Source organism: Bacillus sp. FJAT-29790, from assembly GCF_019039215.1.
Taxonomy (GTDB): Bacteria; Bacillota; Bacilli; order Bacillales; family Cytobacillaceae; genus Cytobacillus.
This window is the reverse complement of sequence record NZ_JAHNZZ010000001.1, coordinates 2,571,424-2,595,545: the sequence shown is the minus strand read 5'-3', so window position 1 is coordinate 2,595,545 and position 24,122 is coordinate 2,571,424. Positions and strand designations below refer to the sequence as shown.

At 39.0% G+C, this 24,122-nt stretch carries 17 protein-coding genes and 1 other annotated feature; of the genes, 12 read left to right on the top strand and 5 right to left on the bottom strand.

Annotation, left to right across the window (positions count from 1 at the left end):
* The first annotated feature begins 250 nt into the window (after nt 1–250).
* Nucleotides 251–1,969: an acetate--CoA ligase gene (gene acsA, locus BGM26_RS12205; protein ID WP_217040081.1), complete on the top strand. Its 1,719-nt coding sequence runs from the start codon at nt 251–253 to the stop codon at nt 1,967–1,969.
* A gap of 57 nt (nt 1,970–2,026) precedes the next feature.
* Here acsA and BGM26_RS12200 read toward each other — a convergent pair whose 3' ends face one another.
* The gene (locus BGM26_RS12200) at nt 2,027–4,948 is read right to left on the bottom strand and encodes a transglycosylase domain-containing protein (protein WP_217040080.1); all 2,922 of its coding nucleotides are present in this window, start codon (nt 4,946–4,948) and stop codon (nt 2,027–2,029) included.
* Nucleotides 4,949–5,289: 341 nt separating this feature from the next.
* Nucleotides 5,290–5,517: a binding site (T-box leader), on the top strand.
* A gap of 47 nt (nt 5,518–5,564) precedes the next feature.
* Here BGM26_RS12200 and tyrS point away from each other — a divergent pair.
* Nucleotides 5,565–6,824, top strand: a complete 1,260-nt coding sequence (gene tyrS / locus BGM26_RS12195; protein WP_217040079.1) for a tyrosine--tRNA ligase — start codon at nt 5,565–5,567, stop codon at nt 6,822–6,824.
* Between the two features lie 125 nt (nt 6,825–6,949).
* Here the strand turns inward: tyrS and rpsD are convergent, their stop codons facing one another.
* Complete coding sequence (gene rpsD, locus BGM26_RS12190) at nt 6,950–7,552, bottom strand: 30S ribosomal protein S4 (protein ID WP_217040078.1); 603 nt, start codon at nt 7,550–7,552, stop codon at nt 6,950–6,952.
* 332 nt (nt 7,553–7,884) lie between these two features.
* Between rpsD and BGM26_RS12185 the strand changes: the two genes are divergently transcribed.
* From BGM26_RS12185 to megL, 3 genes are all read left to right on the top strand, one after another.
* The gene (locus BGM26_RS12185) at nt 7,885–8,472 is read left to right on the top strand and encodes a hypothetical protein (protein ID WP_217040077.1); all 588 of its coding nucleotides are present in this window, start codon (nt 7,885–7,887) and stop codon (nt 8,470–8,472) included.
* A 141-nt stretch (nt 8,473–8,613) separates the two neighbouring features.
* Nucleotides 8,614–10,494 carry a sensor domain-containing diguanylate cyclase gene (locus BGM26_RS12180; RefSeq protein WP_217040076.1) on the top strand — a complete coding sequence of 627 codons (1,881 nt, stop codon included), beginning with the start codon at nt 8,614–8,616 and terminating at the stop codon, nt 10,492–10,494.
* Nucleotides 10,495–10,892: 398 nt separating this feature from the next.
* Nucleotides 10,893–12,080, top strand: a complete 1,188-nt coding sequence (megL, locus tag BGM26_RS12175; RefSeq protein ID WP_217040075.1) for a methionine gamma-lyase — start codon at nt 10,893–10,895, stop codon at nt 12,078–12,080.
* Between the two features lie 145 nt (nt 12,081–12,225).
* Here the strand turns inward: megL and BGM26_RS12170 are convergent, their stop codons facing one another.
* Entirely contained in the window at nt 12,226–12,705 is a 480-nt protein-coding gene (locus BGM26_RS12170; RefSeq protein WP_217040762.1) for a GAF domain-containing protein, read from the bottom strand.
* A gap of 193 nt (nt 12,706–12,898) precedes the next feature.
* On the opposite strand from BGM26_RS12170, the gene refZ reads away from it, so the two are divergent.
* Entirely contained in the window at nt 12,899–13,531 is a 633-nt protein-coding gene (refZ, locus tag BGM26_RS12165; RefSeq protein WP_217040074.1) for a forespore capture DNA-binding protein RefZ, read from the top strand.
* A gap of 21 nt (nt 13,532–13,552) precedes the next feature.
* Here refZ and hisJ read toward each other — a convergent pair whose 3' ends face one another.
* Nucleotides 13,553–14,359 (bottom strand): histidinol-phosphatase HisJ, encoded by an 807-nt coding sequence (gene hisJ / locus BGM26_RS12160; RefSeq protein WP_217040073.1) that lies wholly within the window; start codon nt 14,357–14,359, stop codon nt 13,553–13,555.
* 406 nt (nt 14,360–14,765) lie between these two features.
* Here hisJ and ezrA point away from each other — a divergent pair, with 406 nt between their 5' ends.
* Nucleotides 14,766–16,454 carry a septation ring formation regulator EzrA gene (ezrA, locus tag BGM26_RS12155; RefSeq protein WP_217040072.1) on the top strand — a complete coding sequence of 563 codons (1,689 nt, stop codon included), beginning with the start codon at nt 14,766–14,768 and terminating at the stop codon, nt 16,452–16,454.
* Between the two features lie 140 nt (nt 16,455–16,594).
* Here the strand turns inward: ezrA and brnQ are convergent, their stop codons facing one another.
* Complete coding sequence (gene brnQ / locus BGM26_RS12150; protein WP_217040071.1) at nt 16,595–17,950, bottom strand: branched-chain amino acid transport system II carrier protein; 1,356 nt, start codon at nt 17,948–17,950, stop codon at nt 16,595–16,597.
* A gap of 243 nt (nt 17,951–18,193) precedes the next feature.
* Between brnQ and BGM26_RS12145 the strand changes: the two genes are divergently transcribed.
* From BGM26_RS12145 to rarD, 5 genes are all read left to right on the top strand, one after another.
* On the top strand, nt 18,194–19,336 hold the full coding sequence (locus BGM26_RS12145; protein ID WP_217040070.1) for a cysteine desulfurase family protein: 1,143 nt from the start codon (nt 18,194–18,196) through the stop codon (nt 19,334–19,336).
* A gap of 1 nt (nt 19,337) precedes the next feature.
* Nucleotides 19,338–20,543 (top strand): tRNA uracil 4-sulfurtransferase ThiI, encoded by a 1,206-nt coding sequence (gene thiI, locus BGM26_RS12140; RefSeq protein WP_217040069.1) that lies wholly within the window; start codon nt 19,338–19,340, stop codon nt 20,541–20,543.
* Between the two features lie 339 nt (nt 20,544–20,882).
* Nucleotides 20,883–21,083 carry an alpha/beta-type small acid-soluble spore protein gene (locus BGM26_RS12135; RefSeq protein ID WP_217040068.1) on the top strand — a complete coding sequence of 67 codons (201 nt, stop codon included), beginning with the start codon at nt 20,883–20,885 and terminating at the stop codon, nt 21,081–21,083.
* 154 nt (nt 21,084–21,237) lie between these two features.
* Entirely contained in the window at nt 21,238–22,824 is a 1,587-nt protein-coding gene (gene mbcS, locus BGM26_RS12130; protein ID WP_217040067.1) for an acyl-CoA synthetase MbcS, read from the top strand.
* Between the two features lie 327 nt (nt 22,825–23,151).
* Nucleotides 23,152–24,084 carry an EamA family transporter RarD gene (rarD, locus tag BGM26_RS12125; protein ID WP_217040066.1) on the top strand — a complete coding sequence of 311 codons (933 nt, stop codon included), beginning with the start codon at nt 23,152–23,154 and terminating at the stop codon, nt 24,082–24,084.
* The last annotated feature ends 38 nt before the right edge of the window (nt 24,085–24,122 follow it).

Here is a 24,122-nt window from a genome sequence, read left to right as displayed (position 1 = left end):
ATACATAAAATCTAGCAAATTAAACCGCTTTCACATTATTTTCTGTATAGTTTGAAAACGAATTGTGACAATTGAATGGATAAATAGTCGAATTATAATATTTTTTAAAATATTGTGAAAAGTAGAAACCTATAATATAATGATAGAAAATTAAGAAAAGCGGAGGCATACTGCTTAAACTCGGTTGATATGCTTTAAGAGGATGTAGCAGAAGGCTAAAGCTGAACATCACAAAGGGGGATTTGGGGATATGCAAGTAGAAGCATTGCCGGCTACTCAGGGGGATTACAATTTAAAGAATTATGACGAATTGTACAAGCAATTCGAGTGGACAGAAACAGAGAAGGCATTCTCTTGGTATGAATCTGGGCGGTTAAACATGGCCTATGAAGCGATTGACAGGCATGCTGAATCTTTTAGGAAGAATAAGATTGCCTTGTACTATCGGGAAGGCTTGCGGAATGAAAAATATACTTTTAAAGAGATGAAAGAGCTTTCGAATAAGGCAGGAAATGTTCTAAAGACATTTGGAGATGTTGAAAAAGGGGACAGGGTATTTATTTTTATGCCACGCTCACCTGAACTTTATTTTGCCGCATTAGGTGTAATCAAGCTTGGAGCCATTGTAGGACCACTATTTGAAGCATTCATGGAGGGAGCTGTTCGTGATCGCTTGGAAGATAGCGAGGCTAAAGTTTTAATTACTACACCAGAGCTTTTAAAACGTGTTCCAGTCAATGAGCTTCCTGCATTAAAACATATTTTCCTTGTGGGAGATGATATTGAAGAAGAAGGAAAATATATTGATTTTAATAAAAGATTTGCAGAGGCTAGCAACAAGCTTTCTATTGAATGGGTAGAGCGGACAGATGGACTAATTCTTCATTATACTTCCGGATCAACTGGAAAGCCTAAGGGAGTACTGCATGTACATAATGCGATGATCCAACAATATCAAACGGCTAAATGGGTTCTTGATTTAAAAGAAGAGGATGTCTTCTGGTGTACTGCAGACCCTGGCTGGGTAACGGGCACTTCATACGGCATGTTCGGACCGTGGTTAACAGGAACTTCAAACTTGGTTGTCGGTGGAAGGTTTAATCCTGAATCATGGTATAAAATGCTTGAAGAATATGGGGTTTCAGTGTGGTATAGTGCGCCTACTGCATTCCGAATGCTAATGGGAGCAGGGGATGAGGTTGTAAAGAAATTTGATCTTAGCAGTCTCCGTCATATTGTTAGTGTTGGTGAACCGTTAAATCCGGAAGTCGTAAGATGGGGTATGAAAGTATTCCATTTACGTGTTCATGATACATGGTGGATGACAGAGACAGGGGCATTGTTAATCTGTAATTATCCTAGCGTAGAAATTAAGCCTGGTTCGATGGGAAAACCAATTCCTGGTGTCGTAGCAGCGATTGTGGATGATCAAGGGAATGAACTACCTCCAAATCGAATGGGCAATCTAGCGATTAAAAAAGGCTGGCCTGCCATGATGCATGCGATATGGAATAATGAACAGAAATATGAGTCCTATTTCATGCCAGGTGATTGGTATGTTTCAGGTGACTCTGCTTATATGGACCCCGAAGGTTATTTCTGGTTCCAAGGCCGTGTCGATGATGTGATCATGACTTCAGGTGAACGGGTAGGTCCATTTGAAGTAGAGAGCAAGCTGCTAGAGCATCCTGCGGTAGCTGAAGCAGGTGTGATCGGGAAGCCGGATCCTGTTCGCGGAGAAATAATAAAAGCATTTATCGCTTTACTTGATGGGTATGAAGCTACTGAAGAACTAACTGAAGATATTCGCCAATTTGTTAAAAAGGGACTTGCAGCACATGCAGCTCCACGTGAAATTGAATTCCGTGATAAGCTACCAAAAACAAGAAGTGGAAAAATCATGCGCCGCGTCTTAAAAGCATGGGAATTAAACCTGCCTACAGGCGACCTTTCTACAATGGAGGATTAATAGAATGAAAAGAACCGCAACCAATATGGTGCGGTTCTTTTTCGTCGATTGAGGGTGTTATTCATTAGTGGATGGAGGCCCTGAGGCTCCGCCATCTCCATTACTTTCCCCAGGTTTGGGATCGGTTCCTGTTCCCGGCGTTGTGCTATCGTTATCGCCTATGGGATCTTTCGGTTTTTCCTCTTTTGGAGGTTTGATAGGCTCTTCTTTATCTGGTTTTGATTCCGCTGGCTGTCCAATTTGAATAATATTAGATGGTGCGGATTCTTTTCCTGCGATATCAACAGCTGTTATATAGTATTCTCCGTTTGAGGCCTTATATGAAAGCCCGCTTCCTGCGGAAATACTTCCGACCTTTTTGGCGCTATCGCCCGATTTTTGGTACACGCGGTATCCTATTACATCATTTTCAGGGTGTTTGTCCCATATAAGCGTTGTATTTGAATCACGGATACTTGGTGCATTTGGCGTTTTTCCATTTTCTTTTAATGTTGACTCTGCGACAAGAAGATTTCCCCATCTTTCTCTTTTCGGTATGAGCTGAGCTGCATTTCTTATCGGTATGCGGTATTTCTCCTCAAAAAGCTTCGGACTAATAACGACTCCGGATTGTGTGAATTCCTCGGGCGTGCTTTCTAGTGCTAAATATCGTGAGTCCCCAATTTGTACATATTTTCCTCCTGCAAAGCTGTCATCCGCTTTTGTAGGGACAAACTTGGCATTATACCAATCCGATTCGACGAGGCCGGCTTTTGAGCAAGCGTCTGAAGGGAGGAGACCGGATGCGGCGCAGTACGATCTGCGGACGATTCCGCCAGGCATTTGGAATTGCTTATTAGCTCCAACTAGTTCGGGAGCTGCATCGTAGGCAGCATTCATTAAATCTGCCCATAAATAAACGTTACGGGCACCATGGTACAGACCTTTGTATCTAAGCTCTAATGATTTCGGCGTATCGTAACCGTTCCAGACACCAAAGCTAACATTTGGATTGACAGCTACAAACCAAGAATCATATAAATTTTGGCTCGTTCCCGTTTTTCCCGCCCAATCAGAATTGAATTTCAAACGGCCTTTAAGGGAGCTTGCGGTCCCATGTCTGATTACATCTCTCATCATATCAATCGTTAAATAGGCTGTTTGCGGACTGAAAACCTCAACAGGTTCTACTTCATGCTGATATACCGCCTTACCTGATTTATCAACGATTTTTTCAATCATATAACCATCGATAAATTTTCCTCCGTTAGCAAAAGTACCGTAAGCATTCACGTTTTCTTCGACCGTAACGCCATTGGTAATCCCACCAAGGGCTAAGGAAGGAATTGTGTAATCATTCTCAATAACAGAAGTAATACCCATTTTCTCTAAATATTGAGCTGGTCGCTTATCGATTATTGTTCTGTAAGTTAACATAGCAGGAACATTATATGACATCGCCAAAGCATAACGAGCAGAAACCAATCCGCTATATCCTTTGTCATAGTTTGTCGGATAAGGAACGCCAGGGCGCTGTGGATTCAGGTAAACTTCCACATCTGGAATAACAGTTCCCGGAGAGGCTTGACCTAACTCCATGGCAGGAGCGTAAACAACTAAAGGTTTCATTGTGGAGCCATTAGACCTCAGTGCATCAGTTGCGTGATTTAGCGCCTCCGTATGATAATCTCTGCCACCGACAAAAGAAAGGATTTTTCCTGTATTGTTTTCGATGAGAATAGCACCAAGCTGGACCGGCTCGATGATCTCCTTCTTTTCACCGGATTCCGGATCTTTCACATACTGGACTTTATTGCTTCCGTAGTAGGTGAACTTGTCTTTTGCCACTTGCATGGCATCGTATATACCCTTATGAATAGTTGTATGAATTTGGTACCCATTTTGCCGCAGATTGCGGTCAGCAAGAATCTTATATTCGTTTCTAAGCTCTTTATCTTCTTTTAAGTCCTGCTCATCATAGCCGTCATTTTTTGCTAATATGCCGGCCATGATTTCAATCGCTCGTTTTTCAATTTCAATTGTCAAGTATGGATACTTTTCAATCGTGCTTTCAACTCGAGGGATGAAATCTTTTGTTATATCATAGGCTAGTGCCTCTTCATATTGTTTCTGATCAATTTTTCCATCATCATACATTCTTTTTAAAACTGTTTTCATACGTGTTAGTCCGGGTTCAATTCCCTCTGGTTTTTTCAATTCACCCTTTTGAGTGTAAGGGGTATAGCCAAATGGGCTTTGCGGAAGACCAGCAATGAACGCAGATTGTGGGAGATTCAACTCTTTTGCACTTACGCCGAACAACCCTTTTGCTGCTGATTGGACCCCAGCGATGTTTCTTCCGGAAGAGTTTCTACCGAAAGTTGAGACATTTAAATAGGCCTCTAAAATCTCTTTCTTATCAAAAAATTTCTCTAATCGGAGTGCGAGTAAAATCTCCTTGGCTTTCCGTTCAAAGCTTACCTCATTCGTTAACATTTGGTTTTTTATTAATTGTTGGGTAAGTGTACTTCCACCTGTTTGGACAGATGAATTCGTTACTTCCTGAAAAATGGCGCGCATGATTGCTTTAGGAACGACTCCGTCATGCACATAGAAATATTCATCTTCCGTTGCAATAACTGCATTTGTCAAATACTCAGATACATCCTCGAGCTTTACTTCTTCCCGCTCAAGATCTGTACGAAGTTTACCAAGGTAAATATCGTCTGCAAAATAAACCTCTGATGTTTCCTCATAGTTATAAATATCTTTTTTCATTTTTTCATATGGGCGTATTTGCTCGTTTTTTACAAGTGAAGCAAAATATCCTGCACCAACTCCGCTGGCAAACGAACCGCCGAGGACAACTAGGATAATAAAAAGTAATGCTAAATTCCAGGTAACTTGAAAAGTGATACTTGCGCCTTTCTTTGCTTTTTTATTCGCAATGAGGCTGAATGACGACCTCAATTTATCGATCAAGTTTTGTTCCTTTTTCATCGAATCAATCCCCCTAAAATCACATACATTATAGCATAAACAGATACCTCATTATGACAAGGTTCGCCATTTTTCTGAAATTTCCTTTTTAGAAAAGCTGTTTTCGTAAACTTTGTTGCTATTAAAAAAGGAGGTGTATTTGATTTCTGCTCCAGGATGCTCGCTTTCCGCGGGGCGGGCGGTGAGCCTCCTCGGCGCTCTGCGCCTGTGGGGTCTCACCTGTCCCGCTGCTCCCGCAGGAGTCTCGCACCTTCCGCTCCAATCAACTTAATGTAATACCTATTAAAGAGATTTGACATATTTTATTGGATATGATAAAAATACTTTAATCTAAAAAAATATCATAAGCGTTGATGGGACCCCAAGTAATTCTTCTATCCCTGTTTTAGAAAGCCGGCGGTTGCTGCGAGTCGGTACACATAGAAGGATGAATTACCTCCCTGAGCTTTCACTGTCAACCTGTATTAGCAGTTATAGCAGTGAACGGTTATCCGTTATCGAGTAAAGAGTGGAGGACATTATGTCCTCAATTTGGGTGGTACCGCGCAAAAAAAATATGCGTCCCTGCATTTTAGCAGGGGCGCTTTTTTATTTTTTTATTAGGAGGACGATTAGAGTGAATTTATTAGAAGAGTTACAGTGGAGAGGGATTGTTTACCAGCAGACAGATGAAGAGGGGACTCAGCAAACGCTGGAGAAGGAGAAAATTTCATTATACTGTGGAGTGGACCCGACAGCAGACAGTATGCATATCGGCCATTTGCTGCCATTTTTGACATTGAGACGCTTTCAAAAACAAGGCCACCGTCCGATCGTGCTTGTCGGCGGAGCAACAGGGCTGATCGGTGATCCAAGCGGGAAAAGCGAAGAGCGCAAGCTGCAAACCTTGGAAATGGTTGATTACAATGTAAAATGCATCCAGAAACAGCTTGAGAGTATTTTTGATTTTGATAGCGAGAATGGAGCAATTATGGTTAATAACTATGATTGGGCCGGCTCGATGGATATCGTCACATTCCTTCGTGATTACGGGAAACATGTTGGGGTAAATTACATGCTGGCGAAGGATACGATTTCTTCCCGTTTAGACACGGGTATCTCATTTACAGAATTCACTTACACGATTTTGCAGGCGATGGATTTCCTTCATTTATATGAAAACCATAACTGTAAAATGCAGATTGGCGGCAGTGACCAATGGGGCAATATTACAACAGGCCTTGAGCTGATTCGTAAAATGGCTCCAGAAGGTTCGAAAGCATTCGGATTGACGATCCCGCTCGTTACAAAGGCAGATGGAACGAAATTCGGAAAAACAGAGAGCGGTGCGATCTGGTTAGATCCGGAAAAAACATCTCCTTATGAATTTTACCAATTCTGGATCAATGCAGCCGATGCCGATGTTATTAAATACTTAAAGTACTTTACTTTCTTATCTCGTGAAGAAATTGAAGTTCTTGAACAATCTGTCAAGGAAGAAGCACACTTGCGTAAGGCTCAAAAAGCTCTTGGAGAAGAAATGACGCGGCTGATACATGGCGTAGATGCTTTGGACCAAGCTATAAAAATTTCAGAAGCGTTATTCAGCGGTGAGGTGAAAAATCTCTCAGCGGCAGAAATAAAACAAGGCTTTAAAGATGTTCCTTCTTATGAGCACACTTCTGGAGAGGATATTGGACTCGTTGAACTGCTAGTAGCTGCTAAGATTTCACCATCAAAGCGCCAAGCACGTGAAGATGTCTCCAATGGAGCTGTTTATATAAACGGTGAGCGGGTTGCGGAAACGGATTATGTTCTGTCATCAGAAGATCGGATAGAAGATCAATTTACGATTATCCGCCGGGGGAAAAAGAAATATCATTTGATTAAGTACTAAATATCCTAAGTAGCTGGCCTATTCATAGGTCAGCTTGTTTTATTTTGCGCTCAATTGGAGGTTTAAATAAAGAAAAATAAAAAATCCTGCCAAATACTCTTGGCAGGATTTTTTGATAATAAAGATTAACGAGAGTAGAACTCAACGATAAGAGCTTCATTAATTTCAGCTGGAAGTTCAGAACGCTCAGGGAAACGAGCGAAAGTACCTTCTAATTTATCAGCATCGAAAGTTACAAAGTCAGGAACGAAGTTATTCACTTCGATTGCTTCTTTAACGATGTCAAGATTGCGAGATTTTTCGCGTAGAGTAATTGTTTGACCTGGTTGTAAACGGTAAGATGGAATATCAACACGTGCTCCATCAACCATCACGTGACCGTGGTTAACAATTTGGCGTGCCTGACGGCGAGTACGAGCTAATCCTAGACGATAAACTACGTTGTCTAAACGTGATTCTAAAAGAACCATGAAGTTTTCACCGTGTTTACCAGCCATTTTGCCAGCTCTGTCATATAAGTTACGGAATTGGCGCTCAGTTACTCCATACATATGACGAAGTTTTTGCTTTTCTTGTAATTGTAATCCGTATTCAGATAATTTTTTACGTTGGTTTGGACCATGTTGTCCAGGTGCGTAAGGACGCTTATCTAATTCTTTTCCAGTTCCGCTTAGAGAGATTCCAAGACGACGGGAAAGTTTCCAGCTTGGACCAGTATAACGAGCCATTAAGACTCCTCCTTTAATGTTTTTATTTTGGTAAAATAAAAACAGATGTGCCGAGCAATCATGTTCATTTTGTTTTCATGTACCTTCGCCCTAGCAGCAGAGGGTTACACAGTACCCCATCCTAGAAATAGATTCTATTGAGGAACAAAATAAGACATCATGCGATCACATAGGCTGCAATATTTTACACAACTAATAGTATATAATTTTTCATAATGGGAAGTCAAGGGGTAATCAATTTCGAATACAAGAATCGCCTTACATTATTTTATTTTTACTTCAAAAAGATATGGTATAATAAAATAAAGTTTAATTGATATAAGAGTGATTATATGAACGAAACGATGAAAGAGAAATGTGTCCGATTTATGTTAATCGGCTTTTTTATTCTCATTACGATAAGTGCTTTTTTATACCGTCATGAGAATAGTCGGTTAAAAGTCGAAGCAAATCATCCTTTAGCCCTCGTTCTTCAGACTAGTATACATACGAAAGACCATCCGGTTGTGGCACTTTATGAATATAAGAACAGCAAGCACCTTTTGGCAGTCTATGAAATCGAAAGAACGAATCGCTTTAAATTCAAAACGCTCCAGGCAGCGGAACTGGGGAGTGCTCCAGACGATATGTCCCTAGATCTAAGTGGAATAGGGCTCTGGATTCATATAAATGGAGAGTGGCTGTATTTTACCAACAGCTTAAAGGAAGTAAAAAGAAATCAAAGCCAGAGGAAGACTTCTCCGTTAGAAACAACTTTTATTTATAATGAAAAAAAATCTGTCATTTTAATAAACGACAAGCAGTCAATCCCCTTGATGGATGGGGAAACGCCAAAAGGCATATATTCTCTATCAGAAGATGGGTTGTTGTGGTTAGTCATTACCCGTCAAGGTTTGAAAATTGCGACGATTGAAACATAATTGACATAAGTTTTGTAGGGGATTTCAGGCAAAAGAATATATAATTAGTTTAATGAAGTTTCTATTTATTATGTTGGACGGTACAATTGAAATTATTACATTAGGGGTAGCGAATAGGATTATAAATAGGTGATGACAAAGATGGAATATCTTGAAAACAAAATGATTTTAATATTGAAAAGTCGCTTCTTTGAGATTATAGATACGGAAAATGGTTTATTGAATTATGAAGATTTATTGATAAAAATGCTTGCAGTGATAAAAGAAGTGACGGGTGCACAGGATGTGACTCTGTTTAGCTATAATGAGTGGAAACAGGAAATACTGCTTGAAGCTTCTACAATGGCAGATTCAGATCCATTATTCCTTCAGCCTGATATTTCCTGGCTTGAGCTCAAAGAAAAGGCTCAAGAAAAAAGGATCTTTCAACACACATTTCCCGGATTTGAAGAATCGAATATAATGCTGCTCCTTATGAAAAAAGACTGTATGCTTGGTTTTTTAGCTTTAAAAGGGCAAAAAGGTTTTTTTGACCAATTCCCAGATCCTGTTCTTGAAAAGCTAAGCGAAGAATCTGCACAATTTTTATTTAAGGTACAGAGCCTTGCAAAAACTGTTTTAGAAGAAAAAAGGTATAAACAGCTGTTTCGTGTTACGGAAAAGTTTCATTCCTCGATGAATATGGACGATGTACTAGGGGAAATCATTTATACATTGCAGGAAGTTTACCCAACATTTTCCTACTATCTTCTTTTATCACATGACAACAATAAACATCGGGATTTACCGATAAGAGATTTAGAGTATGATAGTGAAAATATTGCTGCGATGCAGGCATATGTAACTGGAATCGTTCAATTTGAAGATTCAATACAAGAGAGAAGATCCGTTCTTTATGCTCCTTTGAAGGGGAAGCAAGGGGTGTATGGGGTTTTACAGGTAATAGCGCCAAATACACTTGTGTTCCCGAATAATGAAGTGGAATTTATTACTCTTTTGGCAAACACAGCTGGAAGCGCTTTAGAAAATGCTCAGCTTTATCAGCAATCAAAACGTTTAATATCAGATCTTCAATTAATCAATGAAACGTCACATAAATTAAATTCCAATTTGCGGCTGACAGAAACAATGGCTTTCATTACTATGCAGATTTCAAATTCATTTGATGCGGAGGAAGTCGGATTTATCCTGCTCTCCCAAGACTATCAGCAAATAAAAGTGTTAGAAGGCAGTACAGAGTTCTTTCACTCGAAAGCTGGAGAAATTTATATCAATTACATAAAGGGAAAAGTAGAAAAGGAGAAAGAAGCCCTTTTCATCGGGGATTTTAATCTGCAAGAAGATTCTCCTAGTATTCACTTTAAATCAATTATGGCCGTTCCGATGATTCAATCAGGGCTATTAAAAGGATTTGCGCTTGTTATGAGTCAAGCACCTTACCATTTCTCTTTTGATACATTTAAATTGCTCCAATCACTAATCCATCACTCAACCCTCGCATTTACCAATTCGATGCTTAGGGAAGAACTTGAAAAAATGGTTGTCACGGATCATCTAACGAAGCTGTTTTCACGAAACTATCTTGATGAAAAGATACATCTCTCGATGAATGAAGATCACGAAGGCACATTTATGCTGATTGATATTGACGATTTTAAATTAGTCAATGATACATTCGGCCATCAGGTGGGGGACGATGTTATTATTCAAGTAGCCGACATCGTTAATGCGAATATAAGAGGAACTGACATCGGTGCAAGATGGGGTGGAGAAGAGCTAGCTATCTATTTGCCAGGTGTATCTTTAACTGCTGGACTCGTAATAGCAGAAAGGCTCGTCAGAAGAGTATTTGAAAATACGAAACCGCAAGTGACCATTTCATGTGGCGTCTCCTATTGGAACAGAGGGCGCAAAGACACCTACTCTGCCTTATTTAAACGAGCAGACAAAGCGCTGTACACAGCTAAACAAACAGGAAAAAATAAGGTTGTCAATCAAGGGTTTGACGAAGCTAACAGATAAGGACCTAGTCGTGATGCATGTGCGACAGGTCTTTCTTTATTTTTCAAAAATAAAGCTCATCTCTAAGAGCTTGTTGTTACATGCTTTTTTATCTAAATAACCATGATCTCCTTATAATGACCGGTTTTCCTGATTCGATTAGTTTAGGGCACGAATAACCCCTTTTCGTGCTCGTTTTTCTCCTTTCAATTACCCTTTCGGTACTAATAACCATTTTTGGAAATGATTATTACTGTTACAGAAAACAATAAATTTTTCTAAACAGCCTAAAATAATGAAATTAACATTCAATATTTTAATAAATAAATACATTCAATGTGATTTGAGTTATCATATTCTATAAGAGTGTTATATTTCTGAATATAATTGAAAGCGTTTACATTAAAGGGGGAAGAATTGTGACTGAAAAGAATCCTACTAAATTTGAAACAAAATTAATCCATGAGGGATATGAATCAGAAAAGTATCATGGGAGTCTTGCACCGCCCATTTTTCAAACGTCGACTTATACTTTCGAGACCGCAAAACAAGGAGAAAGGCGCTTTGCGGGAGTGGAAGAAGGGTTTATCTATTCAAGGCTTGGCAATCCGACAGTGAAGATGCTTGAAGATCGAATGGCGGCTCTTGAGAATGGGGAGGCTGCCCTTGCCTTCGGATCGGGAATGGCTGCTGTTTCAGCGATTTTGCTTGCCTTAACAAAAACGGGTGACCATATTTTATGTTCGCAAGGTTTATATGGCTGTACGTTCGGCTTGCTGCAAATGATGGATGAAAAGTATAAAATCAGCCATAATTTTTCCGCAATGGAAACAAAAGAACAAATATTAAAGGAGATTCGTCCAGAAACGGTTTGTATTTATGTAGAAACTCCAATTAACCCTACTATGAGACTAGTAGACTTACAAATGATTGCTGAAATTCGAAAAGAAAAAGGAATTGCGGTTGTCGTAGATAATACATTTTGTTCCCCTTATTTGCAAAATCCGATCTCCCTTGGCTGTGATATCGTTGTCCATAGTGCAACAAAGTATATATGTGGACATGGTGATGTAATCGCAGGAATTGCGGTCGGAAACAAGGAGTTTATTGGAAATGTTGCGATGACGACACTAAAAGATGTAGGTGGAGTTATCTCTCCGTTCGATGCATGGCTGCTGCTACGCGGCTTAAAGTCTTTGGCGGTAAGGATGGACCGACATTGTGAGAATGCTGAAAAACTTGCAAGCTTTTTATCATCCCACCCCAAAGTGGAAAAGGTATATTATCCAGGAGATGAACGGAATTCCGAGTATGAAATCGCCCAAAAGCAAATGAAAAAACCAGGAGGGATGATTTCGTTCACACTACATGGGAATAAAGAAACGGCTCAAACACTCATGAATGAATTAAAACTCATAAAAATTGCTGTCAGTCTTGGAGACGCAGAAACGTTAATTCAACATCCTGCAACGATGACACACGCGGTTGTACCAAAAGAGTCGCGGGAAAAAATGGGGATTGAGGACACATTGCTTAGGTTATCAGTTGGACTTGAATCGTGGGAAGATATTCGAGCTGATTTAGAGCAGGCATTTGAAAAAATATGATAATAGAAAAAGGGCTATCCCATGGTGCCTTCTCCTCCCTTTATTTTCTATAAGAAATGAAAGAAGGAGAAGGTTCTTAGCTTTGGATAGCCCCTTTTGTTGTTGAAATCCCTGTATAAGCGGAAAAAAGATTGTTTTACAAAGCCTAAATATAAGAAACAAGGACCTCTACAAAAGCTTCCAATTGCTCTTGATCAAGCTCATCAAAGCGATTTTTTTCAGGAGAATCAATATCCAGTACGCCAATAAGGCTGCCATCTTTAATTAATGGAATAACGATCTCCGATTGGGATGCAGCGTCACAGGCAATATGGCCAGGGAATTGATTGACATCTTCCACTCGTACGGTTTCCATAAGTTTGGCAGAAGTACCACATACGCCTTTTCCGAGCGGAATTCTAACGCATGCTGGAAGACCTTGAAAGGGACCTAGTACGAGTTCATTGTCTTCAAGCAAATAAAAGCCTACCCAATTGATTCGGTCTAAAAAAAGATTTAATAAGGATGAAGCATTGCTCAGGTTTGCAATTCGGTTTGACTCCCCTTCAAGCAGTGCAGCAAGCTGCTTTTTTACTAATGTATAATTTTCTTGACGGCTTCCACGATAAGTTTCGACGTTAAACAACTTCATTCACCATACTTCCTAGAGTGTTTTTTGGTACTTTGGCTAAATTCGAAGAAATAGCAGAAAATTTGTCGAGATTTATATAAAGGATAAGGTGATTTTAACAAGAATATTTATTTATAACAAGAAATTCACTTTATATGACCATTAATGAGATCAATTTCTTTTATAAAAACAAAGTAGAGGTGGTAACATGAGAAAAAACTCTAAAGACACCATTGTCTCGGCTGCGATTTCCTTGTTTAATGCCAATGGATTTAATGGGACTTCTATCAGGGATATCGCTGGGAAGGCAAAGGTGAATCCCGCCAATATTTCCTATTACTTTGAAAATAAACAGGGACTTCTTGAGCATTGTTTTACCTTTTTTTTTGAAAGGTATATTGAAGAAATTGAGAAGGGTTTTACCTCCCTTGATCAAGGCGCAGCTCAATGTTTAAAGCAGATTGTCGGAAATATTTGGTATTATCAGTTTGAAAATATCCATTTAACTCGACTGATTTTACGAGAGATTTCAATTGATTCGCAAGTTGTTCGTGAACTTATGTCAACTTATCTGATGAAAGAACGGTTTTATTTTAGTAAAGTTTTCGAAAGAGGTTTGAAAACAAAAGAATTTCGTCCCCTTACGTCCGATTATATCATTTTGCAGCTGAAGGGCCTTTTGAGCATGCCTTTTTTAAATACACAGTATATGACCGAGGTTTTGCATGTTCCTCCCCATGAACCATATTTTGCTGAAAAATATAAAAAGGAAATTTTCAAATGGGTGGATGGGGTTCTATGCAGGCATGAATACGAAAGGGTATATTTAGCAGTTAATTGACTTTAGCGGAGGAAAATCCCATTAAAGGACTTCCCGCCAATATTTCATAAGGTTTTGACCTTGCCCAAGATCCTTTATTTGATGTGCGTCAGAACCATATACAAGCGGGATTCCCCTATTTAATGCTTCTTTAGCAGCCCATTCAGGCGGATACGATTCTTTGCAAAGCGGCTTAAAATACCCGGCACCATTATAGTCAATTTCATATCCTTTTGTTTTAATCGCTGATAGCACATCCATAATCTCTTCTGAAAAATCCTTTTTGATGGGAAACCTTTTTTGGAATTTATTCACTAACGTCATATGACCGATCCGTTTCGGTTTGTATGGCCCTAAATCACTATGAATAGAATGAAGCAATGTTTGGTAGTATACTCGGTAAATTTCTTCAATTGTCCCATATCTCTCAATCATTTTTGCGAATGTATCCGGGCTGTAGTCAACACAATCATATTGCCCCCCATATTTTAGAAAATGAACGGATAAAATCGCATCGTCTAAATGTTTGCCATATTGGTCGAGAAAGTTTTCCGTCTCCTGTTCAAAGCCTTCGATAAAATCCACTTCAAGTCCTGTATTAATTTTTATTTTTCTAGTGTAAACAGACTTTACTCGCGCTATTTCTTCAAAATAAATCTCCAACTCTTCCATTCTCATTGAACTGTCCTTAGCAGGCGCAGGATCGATGAAACCGTCCGGCAATGGTGCATGTTCCGTAAAAGATATTTCTTTTAGACCTAATGACAGTGCTTTTTCTACATATCCATCCAAAGCATCCTGTGTGCCGTGAGGGCAAAAACGGGTATGAATATGTCCATCTTTTAACATCAAAAATCCCGCCTTTCTTTGTTATGGCTATTTTCGTAAAGTTTGTTGTTTTTATAATGTGATTTTTATTTAATAATCTGAGTTGATTGGAGCGGAAAGTAAGTGCCCACAGCGGAAATCAACGGGCAAACTTTGAAGGCTAAAGACATTAATATGTGCGAAAACAGCCTAAAATTAAAATAGCTGAGCGAATTATTTGAAAATAAAGAATCTATGTTATTCAATAAATGTATACATTATTATAAGATTACAAGCTTTTCAACAATAAATTATACAAAAAAGTGAAATAAATAGTCAAAAAATGTCGTATACATGGTATCATAAAAACATTGAACTTAACATGATTTCAATTATTAACATAGATCATCATAACGGCTCGGAACAGAACAGGGGGCTTATAATAAAAATGAATTACATTATTGGCGGTATCGTCATTCTAATAGGTTTATTTTTAACGGGATATTTATTAAAGAAAAAGTATTATAAAGAAATTGACCGGCTTGAAACATGGAAGATGGATATTACGAATCGCCCCGTTCTTGATGAAATGTCAAAGGTTAAGAAATTAAATATGACAGGACAAACAGAAGAGCTATTTGAACGTTGGAGAAATGAATGGGATGAGATTGTTACGGTAAGACTCCCGGATGTTGAAGAATATTTATTTGATGCTGAGGAATTTATTGATAAATATCGATTCAGAAAAGCGAAGGAAGTTCAGGGAGAAATTGAAAAATACTTAACAGAGATTGAAGACGATATTAAGAAGCTGCTAAGCGAATTGAACGAACTTGTTGGGAGCGAAGAAAAAAACAGGACGGAGATCGAAGAGATAAAAGACATGTACCGTGAAAGTAAGAAGTCCTTGCTTGCTCATCATCATACATATGGAAAAGCCGCAAATCCTTTAGAAGAGCAATTAAATGAAGCCTTCGCTAAGTTCCAAGATTTTGACGAAAAGACCAGTAATGGCAATTACCTCGAAGCACGTGAAGTTGTAATAACGCTTAAAATGGAGATCGAGGAAATTAATTTCAAAATGGATGTCATTCCTACTTTGCTTGTGGAATGTCAATCTAAAATCCCATCCCAAATTAATGAACTTAAAGAGGGATATAAAGAAATGGCAGAGCATGGCTATATTCTTGACCATATTCAGTTAGCAACAGAGACAGAGAGGCTTGAAAAGGAAATTGTTGATTTTGCAAATAAAATTGAACATGGAGAAATTACTGATGTTCAAAATGGTGTAGCAGAAATTAAAGAAAGTATTGATTTGCTTTATGACCTTCTTGAAGAGGAAGTGCATTCGAGACATTATGTAGGTCAGCAGGATGAGGCAACAAGAAATATGCTTTTCGCCCATAGGGAAATAAACAATCAGTTAAAGGCCGAAATTTCGCTAGTTCGCCAAAGCTACCACCTTTCTGATAAGGATATCGAAATTCAATCGCAGCTAGATAGGAAATTGACTCAAGCCTTTAAAAGGTTCGAAGTCCTTGAACACAAAGTTGCTTCTGAAAATACTGCTCATTCTCTTTTAAGAGAAGAGCTAGAAGGTATTAAAATCCAACTCGAAGAAATTGCAGATGACCAAGCTTCATTTACGGAAAAACTTCAGGCACTAAGGAAGGACGAAATGACTGCACGTGAAAGCGTGAATGAACTTAGAAAAAGAGTGGCTGAATCGATCAGGCTTGTTTCAAAAAGCAATGTGCCTGGACTACCTCAGGACTATAAATACCTATTAGAAGATGCGAAAGAAGGCATTGAAAACGTTATAGCAAAGCTGGAGGAGAAGCCATTGAATATCCAAGCGATCCAGCAATATTTAGAAGTCGCCGTACTGACAGTCGATAAAGTCGCAAACATAACAGACGATATGGTTGAAACGATTTTACTTGTTGAAAAAGTGATTCAATACGGGAACAGGTATCGAAGCAGGTATCCATCTGTAGATAAAGGGTTATTAGAGGCGGAGGCTTCCTTCAGAGGCTTTGATTACAAAACGGCTTTAGAGCAGGCGGCAGCAGCAGTCGAGGAAATTGATCCTAGTGCAATGAAGAAAATTGAAGTAATCATAAGTGAACAGTAAAAAAATGGTCCGCAATAATGATAGCGGACCGTTTTTTTTTGCCGTTTTGTGCAGATTAGAAAAAGGAGCAATCGACAATTCGCCGATTACTCCTCTTTTTCGTCCCGTCATTTCAGTATAAAATGACTTTTGGAATATTATTAATTAGTTGGCACGGTCTTTTTTGCTTCTCCTGTAGCTAAAGCAATGACATACCCGATTACGGCGCCACCTATTGCGGGTACAAGCCAGCCGATGCCTTGTTCAAATAATGGCAGGAAATTAAGTGCCTCTGTTATTCCGGATACGTTCATTCCAGCCGCATTTAATCCGTCAATGAGACCGATGAATCCTGTCGGAATTAATGCACAAATATAGACCAAAGAATATCCTTTAAATGCATTATGTGCAAACGATAGCAAGATTAGTACGATCGCAAGCGGATAGATAAAGACTAATACCGGTATTGAGAATTTTATAAGCTGTGTTAACCCAGCATTTGCAATAACCGTACTAAAAAGCGAGAAAATAATGACAATCGCTTTATAAGAAAAACGAGGCAACAGCTTAGAAAAATATTCTGCACATGATGAAACTAGGCCAACAGAAGTCGTTAAGCAAGCAAACGAGATTGCTAATGCCAAAATGATTGAACCGAATGATCCGAATAAATAGTTGGCAGCACCTGAAAGGATAGCTCCACCGTTTTCTTGTACGCCTAATGCATCTGGACTCGTAGCCCCGATATAAGCAAGGGCAAAGTAAACGAGTGCAAGACCTGCAGCAGCAATGATGCCAGCAATCACACAAATTTTAGTTAATGATTTTTTATCTGTAACACCGAACCCTTTAATTGAACTAATGACAATGATTCCGAACACAAGGGCTGCAATCGCATCCATTGTTAAATATCCCTCAACGAACCCTTTGAAGAAGGCTCCATCAGCATAAGCACCAGTCGGAGCTGATGGTGCTCCTAATGGGGTAATCAGACTTTTAACAACGAATACTGCTAAAATTATCAATAATGCAGGTGTTAAAAACTTCCCAATACGGTCTACTAGTTTAGATGGATTCATCGATAACCATGCAGTAAGAGCGAAATAAACAATCGTAAACGCTAGGAGTGATAATCCATTGTTGGCAACGCTTTCAGAAAGAAACGGAACAACCCCGATTTCATAAGTAACAGTTCCTGTACGAGGAATTGCGAAAAGCGGTCCAATTACCAAATATAAGACGACTGTAAATATTACTGCATAAGTCGGGTGAACACGGTTTGCTAGCGTTTGCAAATCACCGGTCTTTGCAATTGCAATGATTCCTAATAAAGGCAATCCAACCCCAGTAATTAAAAAGCCAATAATAGCAGTCCACACATTGGTACCTGCTTCTTGCCCTAGAAATGGTGGGAAAATCATATTGCCAGCCCCGAAAAAGAGCGCAAAAAGCATTAGTCCTATAGCCATAATTTCCTTTGATGATAACTTTTTCACATTAAATCCTCCTGATATCATATCTAAATGTTTAGAACATTTACATACTAACATAAGTGGTGAAAAAAATGTCGAATATTATCGAAGTGCCAATTTTAAATATATTGAGATAATAATTTGGCGAGGATTTTACGATTAATATTCCCATGAAATCTAAATGAATTTCCCCCTATTTAAATAACGAATTATTTATGGTAAGATTTACAGTTGAAGAAAAGCTATGAAGCTGCGCAAAATTGGTTTTGTTAACGGAAGGAGAAAACCATGATTTATTTTGATAATAGTTCAACAACAAAACCATATAAGGAAGTATTAGATTCGTTTTCTAAAGTTTCAGCCGAATACTTTGGCAATCCATCCTCCCTGCATAGGATGGGGGCACAAGCTGAGAAGCTTCTTTTGCAGGCTAGACAACAAATTGCGAAGCTTCTAAACGTCCAAACGAATGAGATTTACTTTACTTCTGGAGGAACAGAAAGTAATAATTTGGCCATAAAAGGAACAGCCCTCATGCATAAAGGCAGGGGACGTCATATAATCACAACTGCAATTGAGCATCCTTCTGTAAGGGAATCGATGGAACAGCTTAAGGCAATGGGATTTCGAATTTCCATTATTCCGGTCGACCAAAATGGATACGTAAGTGTGAGTGATATTGAAAAAGCCATCTCTACTGATACCATTTTAGTATCTGTGATGCATGTAAATAATGAAATTGGTTCTGTTCAGCCGATTAAAGAAATTGGGCTGCTCTTAAAAAAATATTCAAAAATTCTCTTTCATGTTGACAATGTACAAGGAATCGGCAAGATGCCTCTTCATATCAAAGATTGCCATATTGATTTATTGTCGATATCTGGACATAAATTTCATGGTTTAAAAGGTACAGGTTTATTATTTATCCGTAATGGAGTGAAAATCTCCCCCCTTTTTTCTGGAGGAAATCAGGAACAGCTACAAAGAAGCGGTACAGAAAATGTTGCCGGGATCGTATCGATGGCTAAAGCATTAAGGCTGACCCTTCTCGATTATGAAAAACATCTTGAAACAATGATTACGATAAGAGACTTCCTTCGAAGTGAACTAGATAAGCTGGAGACAGTGACGATTCATACGCCAACTTGCCAATCTGCTCCACATATTATAAATTTCTCAATAAAGGGACTTAAAGCAGAAGTGTTTGTTCATGCGCTTGAAGAGATGGATATTTACGTCTCAACGACGAGTGCCTGCTCTTCTAAAAAACAGAAGGCAAGCGGTACTCTGTTAGCTATGGGGGTTTCTGAGGATGAAGCGATAAGTGCGATTAGGCTTAGCCTGTCGTTTGAAAATACGCTAGATGAGGCCAAGCTTTTTATCGAAGCGGTAAATATAGCTATAAAACGGCTAAGAGAGGTTATGAACTAATATGAAATATGATCGAATTCTCATTCGTTACGGGGAACTATCAACAAAAGGTAGAAACCGAAACAAGTTTATTGATAAACTGAGAAAAAATATAAAAATGGTATTAAAGAATTATTCGAAGATAAAAATTGAAGCAACTAGAGAGAGAATGTTTATCCTGTTGAATGGGGAAGATGGAGTTGAAATCGTTGAACGATTAAAGACTGTTTTCGGAATTCAATCATTTAGCCCTGCAGTAAAAATCGATAAAGAAATTGAAAATATAAAGGATGCCGCCCTTGCTCTCTTCCGAAAAATATACAAGGAAGGAAATACATTTAAAATCACAACAAAAAGAGCGGATAAAAGTTATTTTCTCAATACAGAAGAATTAAATCATACATTTGGCGCCCATATGCTTAAAAATGTGCCTGGATTAAAAGTAGATGTTAAAAATCCGGATATCAACCTCCAACTTGAAGTCCGTGAAGAAGCAGTTTACTTATCTTGCGAGAATATTCCGGGGGCTGGAGGGCTTCCGGTAGGTTCAGGCGGAAAGGCAATGTTAATGTTATCAGGCGGAATTGACAGCCCTGTGGCTGGCTATTTAACAATGAAAAGAGGGCTTGAACTAGAGGCTGTCCATTTCTACAGCCCGCCTTTTACGAGTGAGCGTTCAAAGCAAAAGGTGATCGATCTGACGGAAAGGTTGGCAAATATTAGCGGAGTTGTTGCGCTTAATATTGTCCCCTTTACAGAAATTCAACAACTTATCCAGAAGCAGGTTCCTGAGAATTATTCAATGACGACAACAAGGCGACTGATGCTTCGCATTACAGATGAAATCAGAAAAAGAAATGATGGGTTGGCAATAATTACAGGGGAAAGCTTAGGCCAGGTTGCAAGCCAGACACTCGAGAGTATGTATGCGATCAATGACGTCACGAATACCCCCATTTTACGGCCTTTAATCACAATGGATAAATCGGAAATTATTGACATCTCTAGAAAGATTGATACCTTTGACATTTCTAATCGTCCTTATGAGGATTGTTGCACGGTTTTCGTACCATCATCACCAAAAACAAAACCAAAGCGGGAAAAAGTACAGCATTTCGAAAGCTTTATTGATTTTGAACCACTCATTGCAAAGGCAGTTGCTAATACGGAAACAGTGCTTATTACCCCGCAATCCGCTCAAGAGGAATCAATAGAGGATCTATTTTAAGGATATAATGGACTTTTGAAATGGCTGTTTTCTAAATGAGTGTTGTTTTTAAACAAATTTTGTATAAAGTTGATTGGAGCGGAAGGTGCGACCCCACAGGCTTAATGCTTGAGGAGGCTCACCGCCCGCCCCGCGGAAAGCAAGCTTCTGGAGCGGAGATCAACTAGACCACATTTTAGTTAAATAGCAACAAAGTTTACGAAAACAGCCTTATATATGGTTTGCCGCAATAAAAATTTGTTGGCTCCGGTTTCTAAAGATTGAAACAATTACCAATGAAAAACTGAATATAGCCATGTGGTTCTACACATTCTATACTCACAAGGAGGTGAAAACCACATGGCAAACAACAATTCAAACCAGCTTTTAGTTCCTGGAGTTCAACAAGCTCTAGATCAAATGAAATACGAAATCGCTACTGAATTCGGTGTAAACCTTGGTGCAGATACTACTTCTCGTGCTAACGGTTCAGTGGGTGGAGAAATCACAAAACGCTTAGTCCAAATGGCTGAACAGCAAATGGGCGGTTATCAAAAATAATATAAAAAATAAATAATATGGCTACAAGGAGCAGGATTTATGCCTGCTCCTTTTATTTTGTCATTTCTCGTTATTATAAAATAATATTACAAATTTTTTAATAATTTAGTATAATTATTTTAGAAATATGTTTTTGAAAATAGGGGGAAGTTTGATGAAGCGAGAAGACTTACTGGCACCAGAACAATACAATCTTGTTAGCGAAATGGAACGTTTTGCAAAGGATTCGGACAGGCTCGCAATCAGATGGGAAGATGAGTTAGGGGAGAAGAAAGAAGTTAGTTATAAGGAACTTCTTAAAAATGCGAATAAAATTGGAAATGTTTTTATCGAACACGGTTTGAAAAAAGGCGATGTTCTTCTTATTATCATGCCTCGGCTAATTGAGGCCTATCAAGTATATCTTGCTGCGTTAAAGGCGGGTCTTGTTGTTATTCCAAGCTCAGAAATGCTTCGCTCGAAAGATCTTCAATATCGAATTACACATGGGGATGTGAAAGGAATTGTAAGTTATTATCCTTATGCTGTTCAATTCTCAGAAATAAAGGAAGCGGAAAGTCTTCCAAAGTTTGTCGTGGGCAGTCAAGCAGATCAGTGGATTGATTTGGACGAGGCCATGAAGAATGCATCTGATGAGCTTCCATTAGCAGATACGAACAAGAACGATATGGCATTCCTATCCTATACATCAGGAACAACCGGGAACCCTAAAGGGGTCGTGCACACTCATGGTTGGGCATTTGCGCATCTCCGTGCGGCGGGGCCAAATTGGTTATGCATTGAAGAAGGGGATATTGTATGGGCGACTGCCGGTCCCGGCTGGCAAAAATGGATATGGAGTCCGTTCTTATCCGTCCTTGGCTCTGGCGGTACTGGTTTCGTGTACAATGGGAGGTTTGAGCCAAATAAATATTTACAGCTTTTGCAAGATTATGATGTAAATGTCCTATGCTGTACACCTACAGAATACCGGATCATGGCAAAAGCAGAAAATCTCCATGAATACAAGCTCCCGAATCTTCGGAGTGCTGTATCTGCTGGGGAGCCGTTGAACCGTGAAGTTATTGATACATTTAAAAAGCATTTTAATATCGATGTCCGGGATGGCTATGGTCAGACTGAAAATACATTGCTTGTTGGCGTTACAAAAGGAATGGATTTAAAAGCAGGATCAATGGGGAAGCCGATACCTGGAAACAGTGTGGAAATCATTGACGAAGAAGGCAATCCATGCGAAGTGAACGAGGTTGGGGATATTGCTGTTCATAATGAAACACCTGCATTATTTAAAAACTATTATAAAGATCCTGAGAGAACTGCTATGCAATACAGAGGGGATTATTATGTAACTGGAGACCGTGCGAAGAGAGATGAAGATGGCTACTTTTGGTTTGAAGGAAGGGCAGACGATATTATCATCAGCTCCGGATACACAATTGGACCATTTGAAGTCGAAGATGCGCTCGTCAAACACCCCGCCGTAAAAGAGTGCGCTGTCGTAGCAAGTCCTGATGAAGTTCGCGGAAATATTGTCAAAGCTTTCGTCGTTTTGCGCGAAGGAATAGATGAAACAGATTCTAATCTTGTTAAAAATCTCCAAGATCATGTGAAGGAATTGACAGCACCATATAAATATCCGCGCAAAATTGAATTTTTATCAGAACTTCCAAAAACAACTTCAGGTAAAATCCGTCGGATCGAGCTCAGGAAGAAAGAGCTGGGAGCTGCTGCACAAAGTTAAATAATGACACCTTAAAATGCAGGCATATACGCGCCTGCATTTTTTTATGATTGGCTGTTATTGTAAACTTAGTTGCTTTATTAGTGTGATTTTATCTAGTGAATCTGAGTTGATTGGAGCGGAGGGCACTTGACTCCAGCGGAAATCAACGGGTAAACTTTTAATGCCAAAAACAACAAACTATGCGAAAACGGCCTAATGATTAGACTTAAATCCCCATAATTCCACAATTGGATAACTATTCCCCAAAACAAAAAGATTGTAGCATCTTTCTATTCGATCTATAATAGTAATATTTCGATACTAGAAAGAATCGAGGCAAAGCAAATGAAAAACAATGAAATCAAAATGGGCGTTATATACGCGGGCTTTTCCTATATCATATGGGGGTTCTTACCTGTTTATTGGAAGCTCCTGAACAATGTAAATGCTGATGAAATTTTGGCTAACCGGATTTTTTGGTCGTTTGCATTTATGTTGTTTATGATATTGGCCACCAAGAAGTGGGGGGCCTTTGTACAGACGCTGAAAGGTTTTCGGACGAATAAAAAGCAGTTATTTGCTTTAATAATTGCCTCACTTTTAATTAGCTGCAACTGGTTTATTTATATTTGGGCAGTCAATTCGGACCAATTGATTGAATCGAGTCTCGGCTATTATATTAACCCTCTTGTCAGTGTTTTACTAGGCATGCTTGTTTTTAAAGAGAGGTTATCACCTGCGCAATATATGTCCTTTGCTTTAGCACTGGTTGGGGTTATGATCTTAACCATATCATATGGCCGTTTTCCATGGATTGCATTTATTCTTGCCATAACTTTCGGTTTATATGGGTTAACGAAAAAATTAATTAAAGTAGACTCAAGCATAGGCTTAACATTGGAAACATTTGCTGTTACTCCTGTTGCATTCATCTATATGATCAATCTATTTACATCTGGAAAACAATCTTTCCTAAGCATATCACTTGGAACAGATCTCTTATTGATAGGCGCCGGGGCCGCTACCGCCATACCGCTCCTGTATTTTGCAAAAGGGGCTCAGAGAATTCCCTTGTCTATGCTTGGTTTTCTCCAATATATTGCCCCGACGATCATGTTAATTCTTGGCGTTTTTATTTATCACGAACCTTTTTCGAAAACAAACTTACTTGCGTTTTTCTTTATTTGGCTAGCATTAACGCTTTATTCTATTTCGAAAACAAAGCTTTTTTTACACTTTGAAACGAAATGGAAGAAAGGGGAAGACCTCGGGATGTAAGCGGCTGTTTTGTAAAGTTTGTTGCTTTTATAATGTGA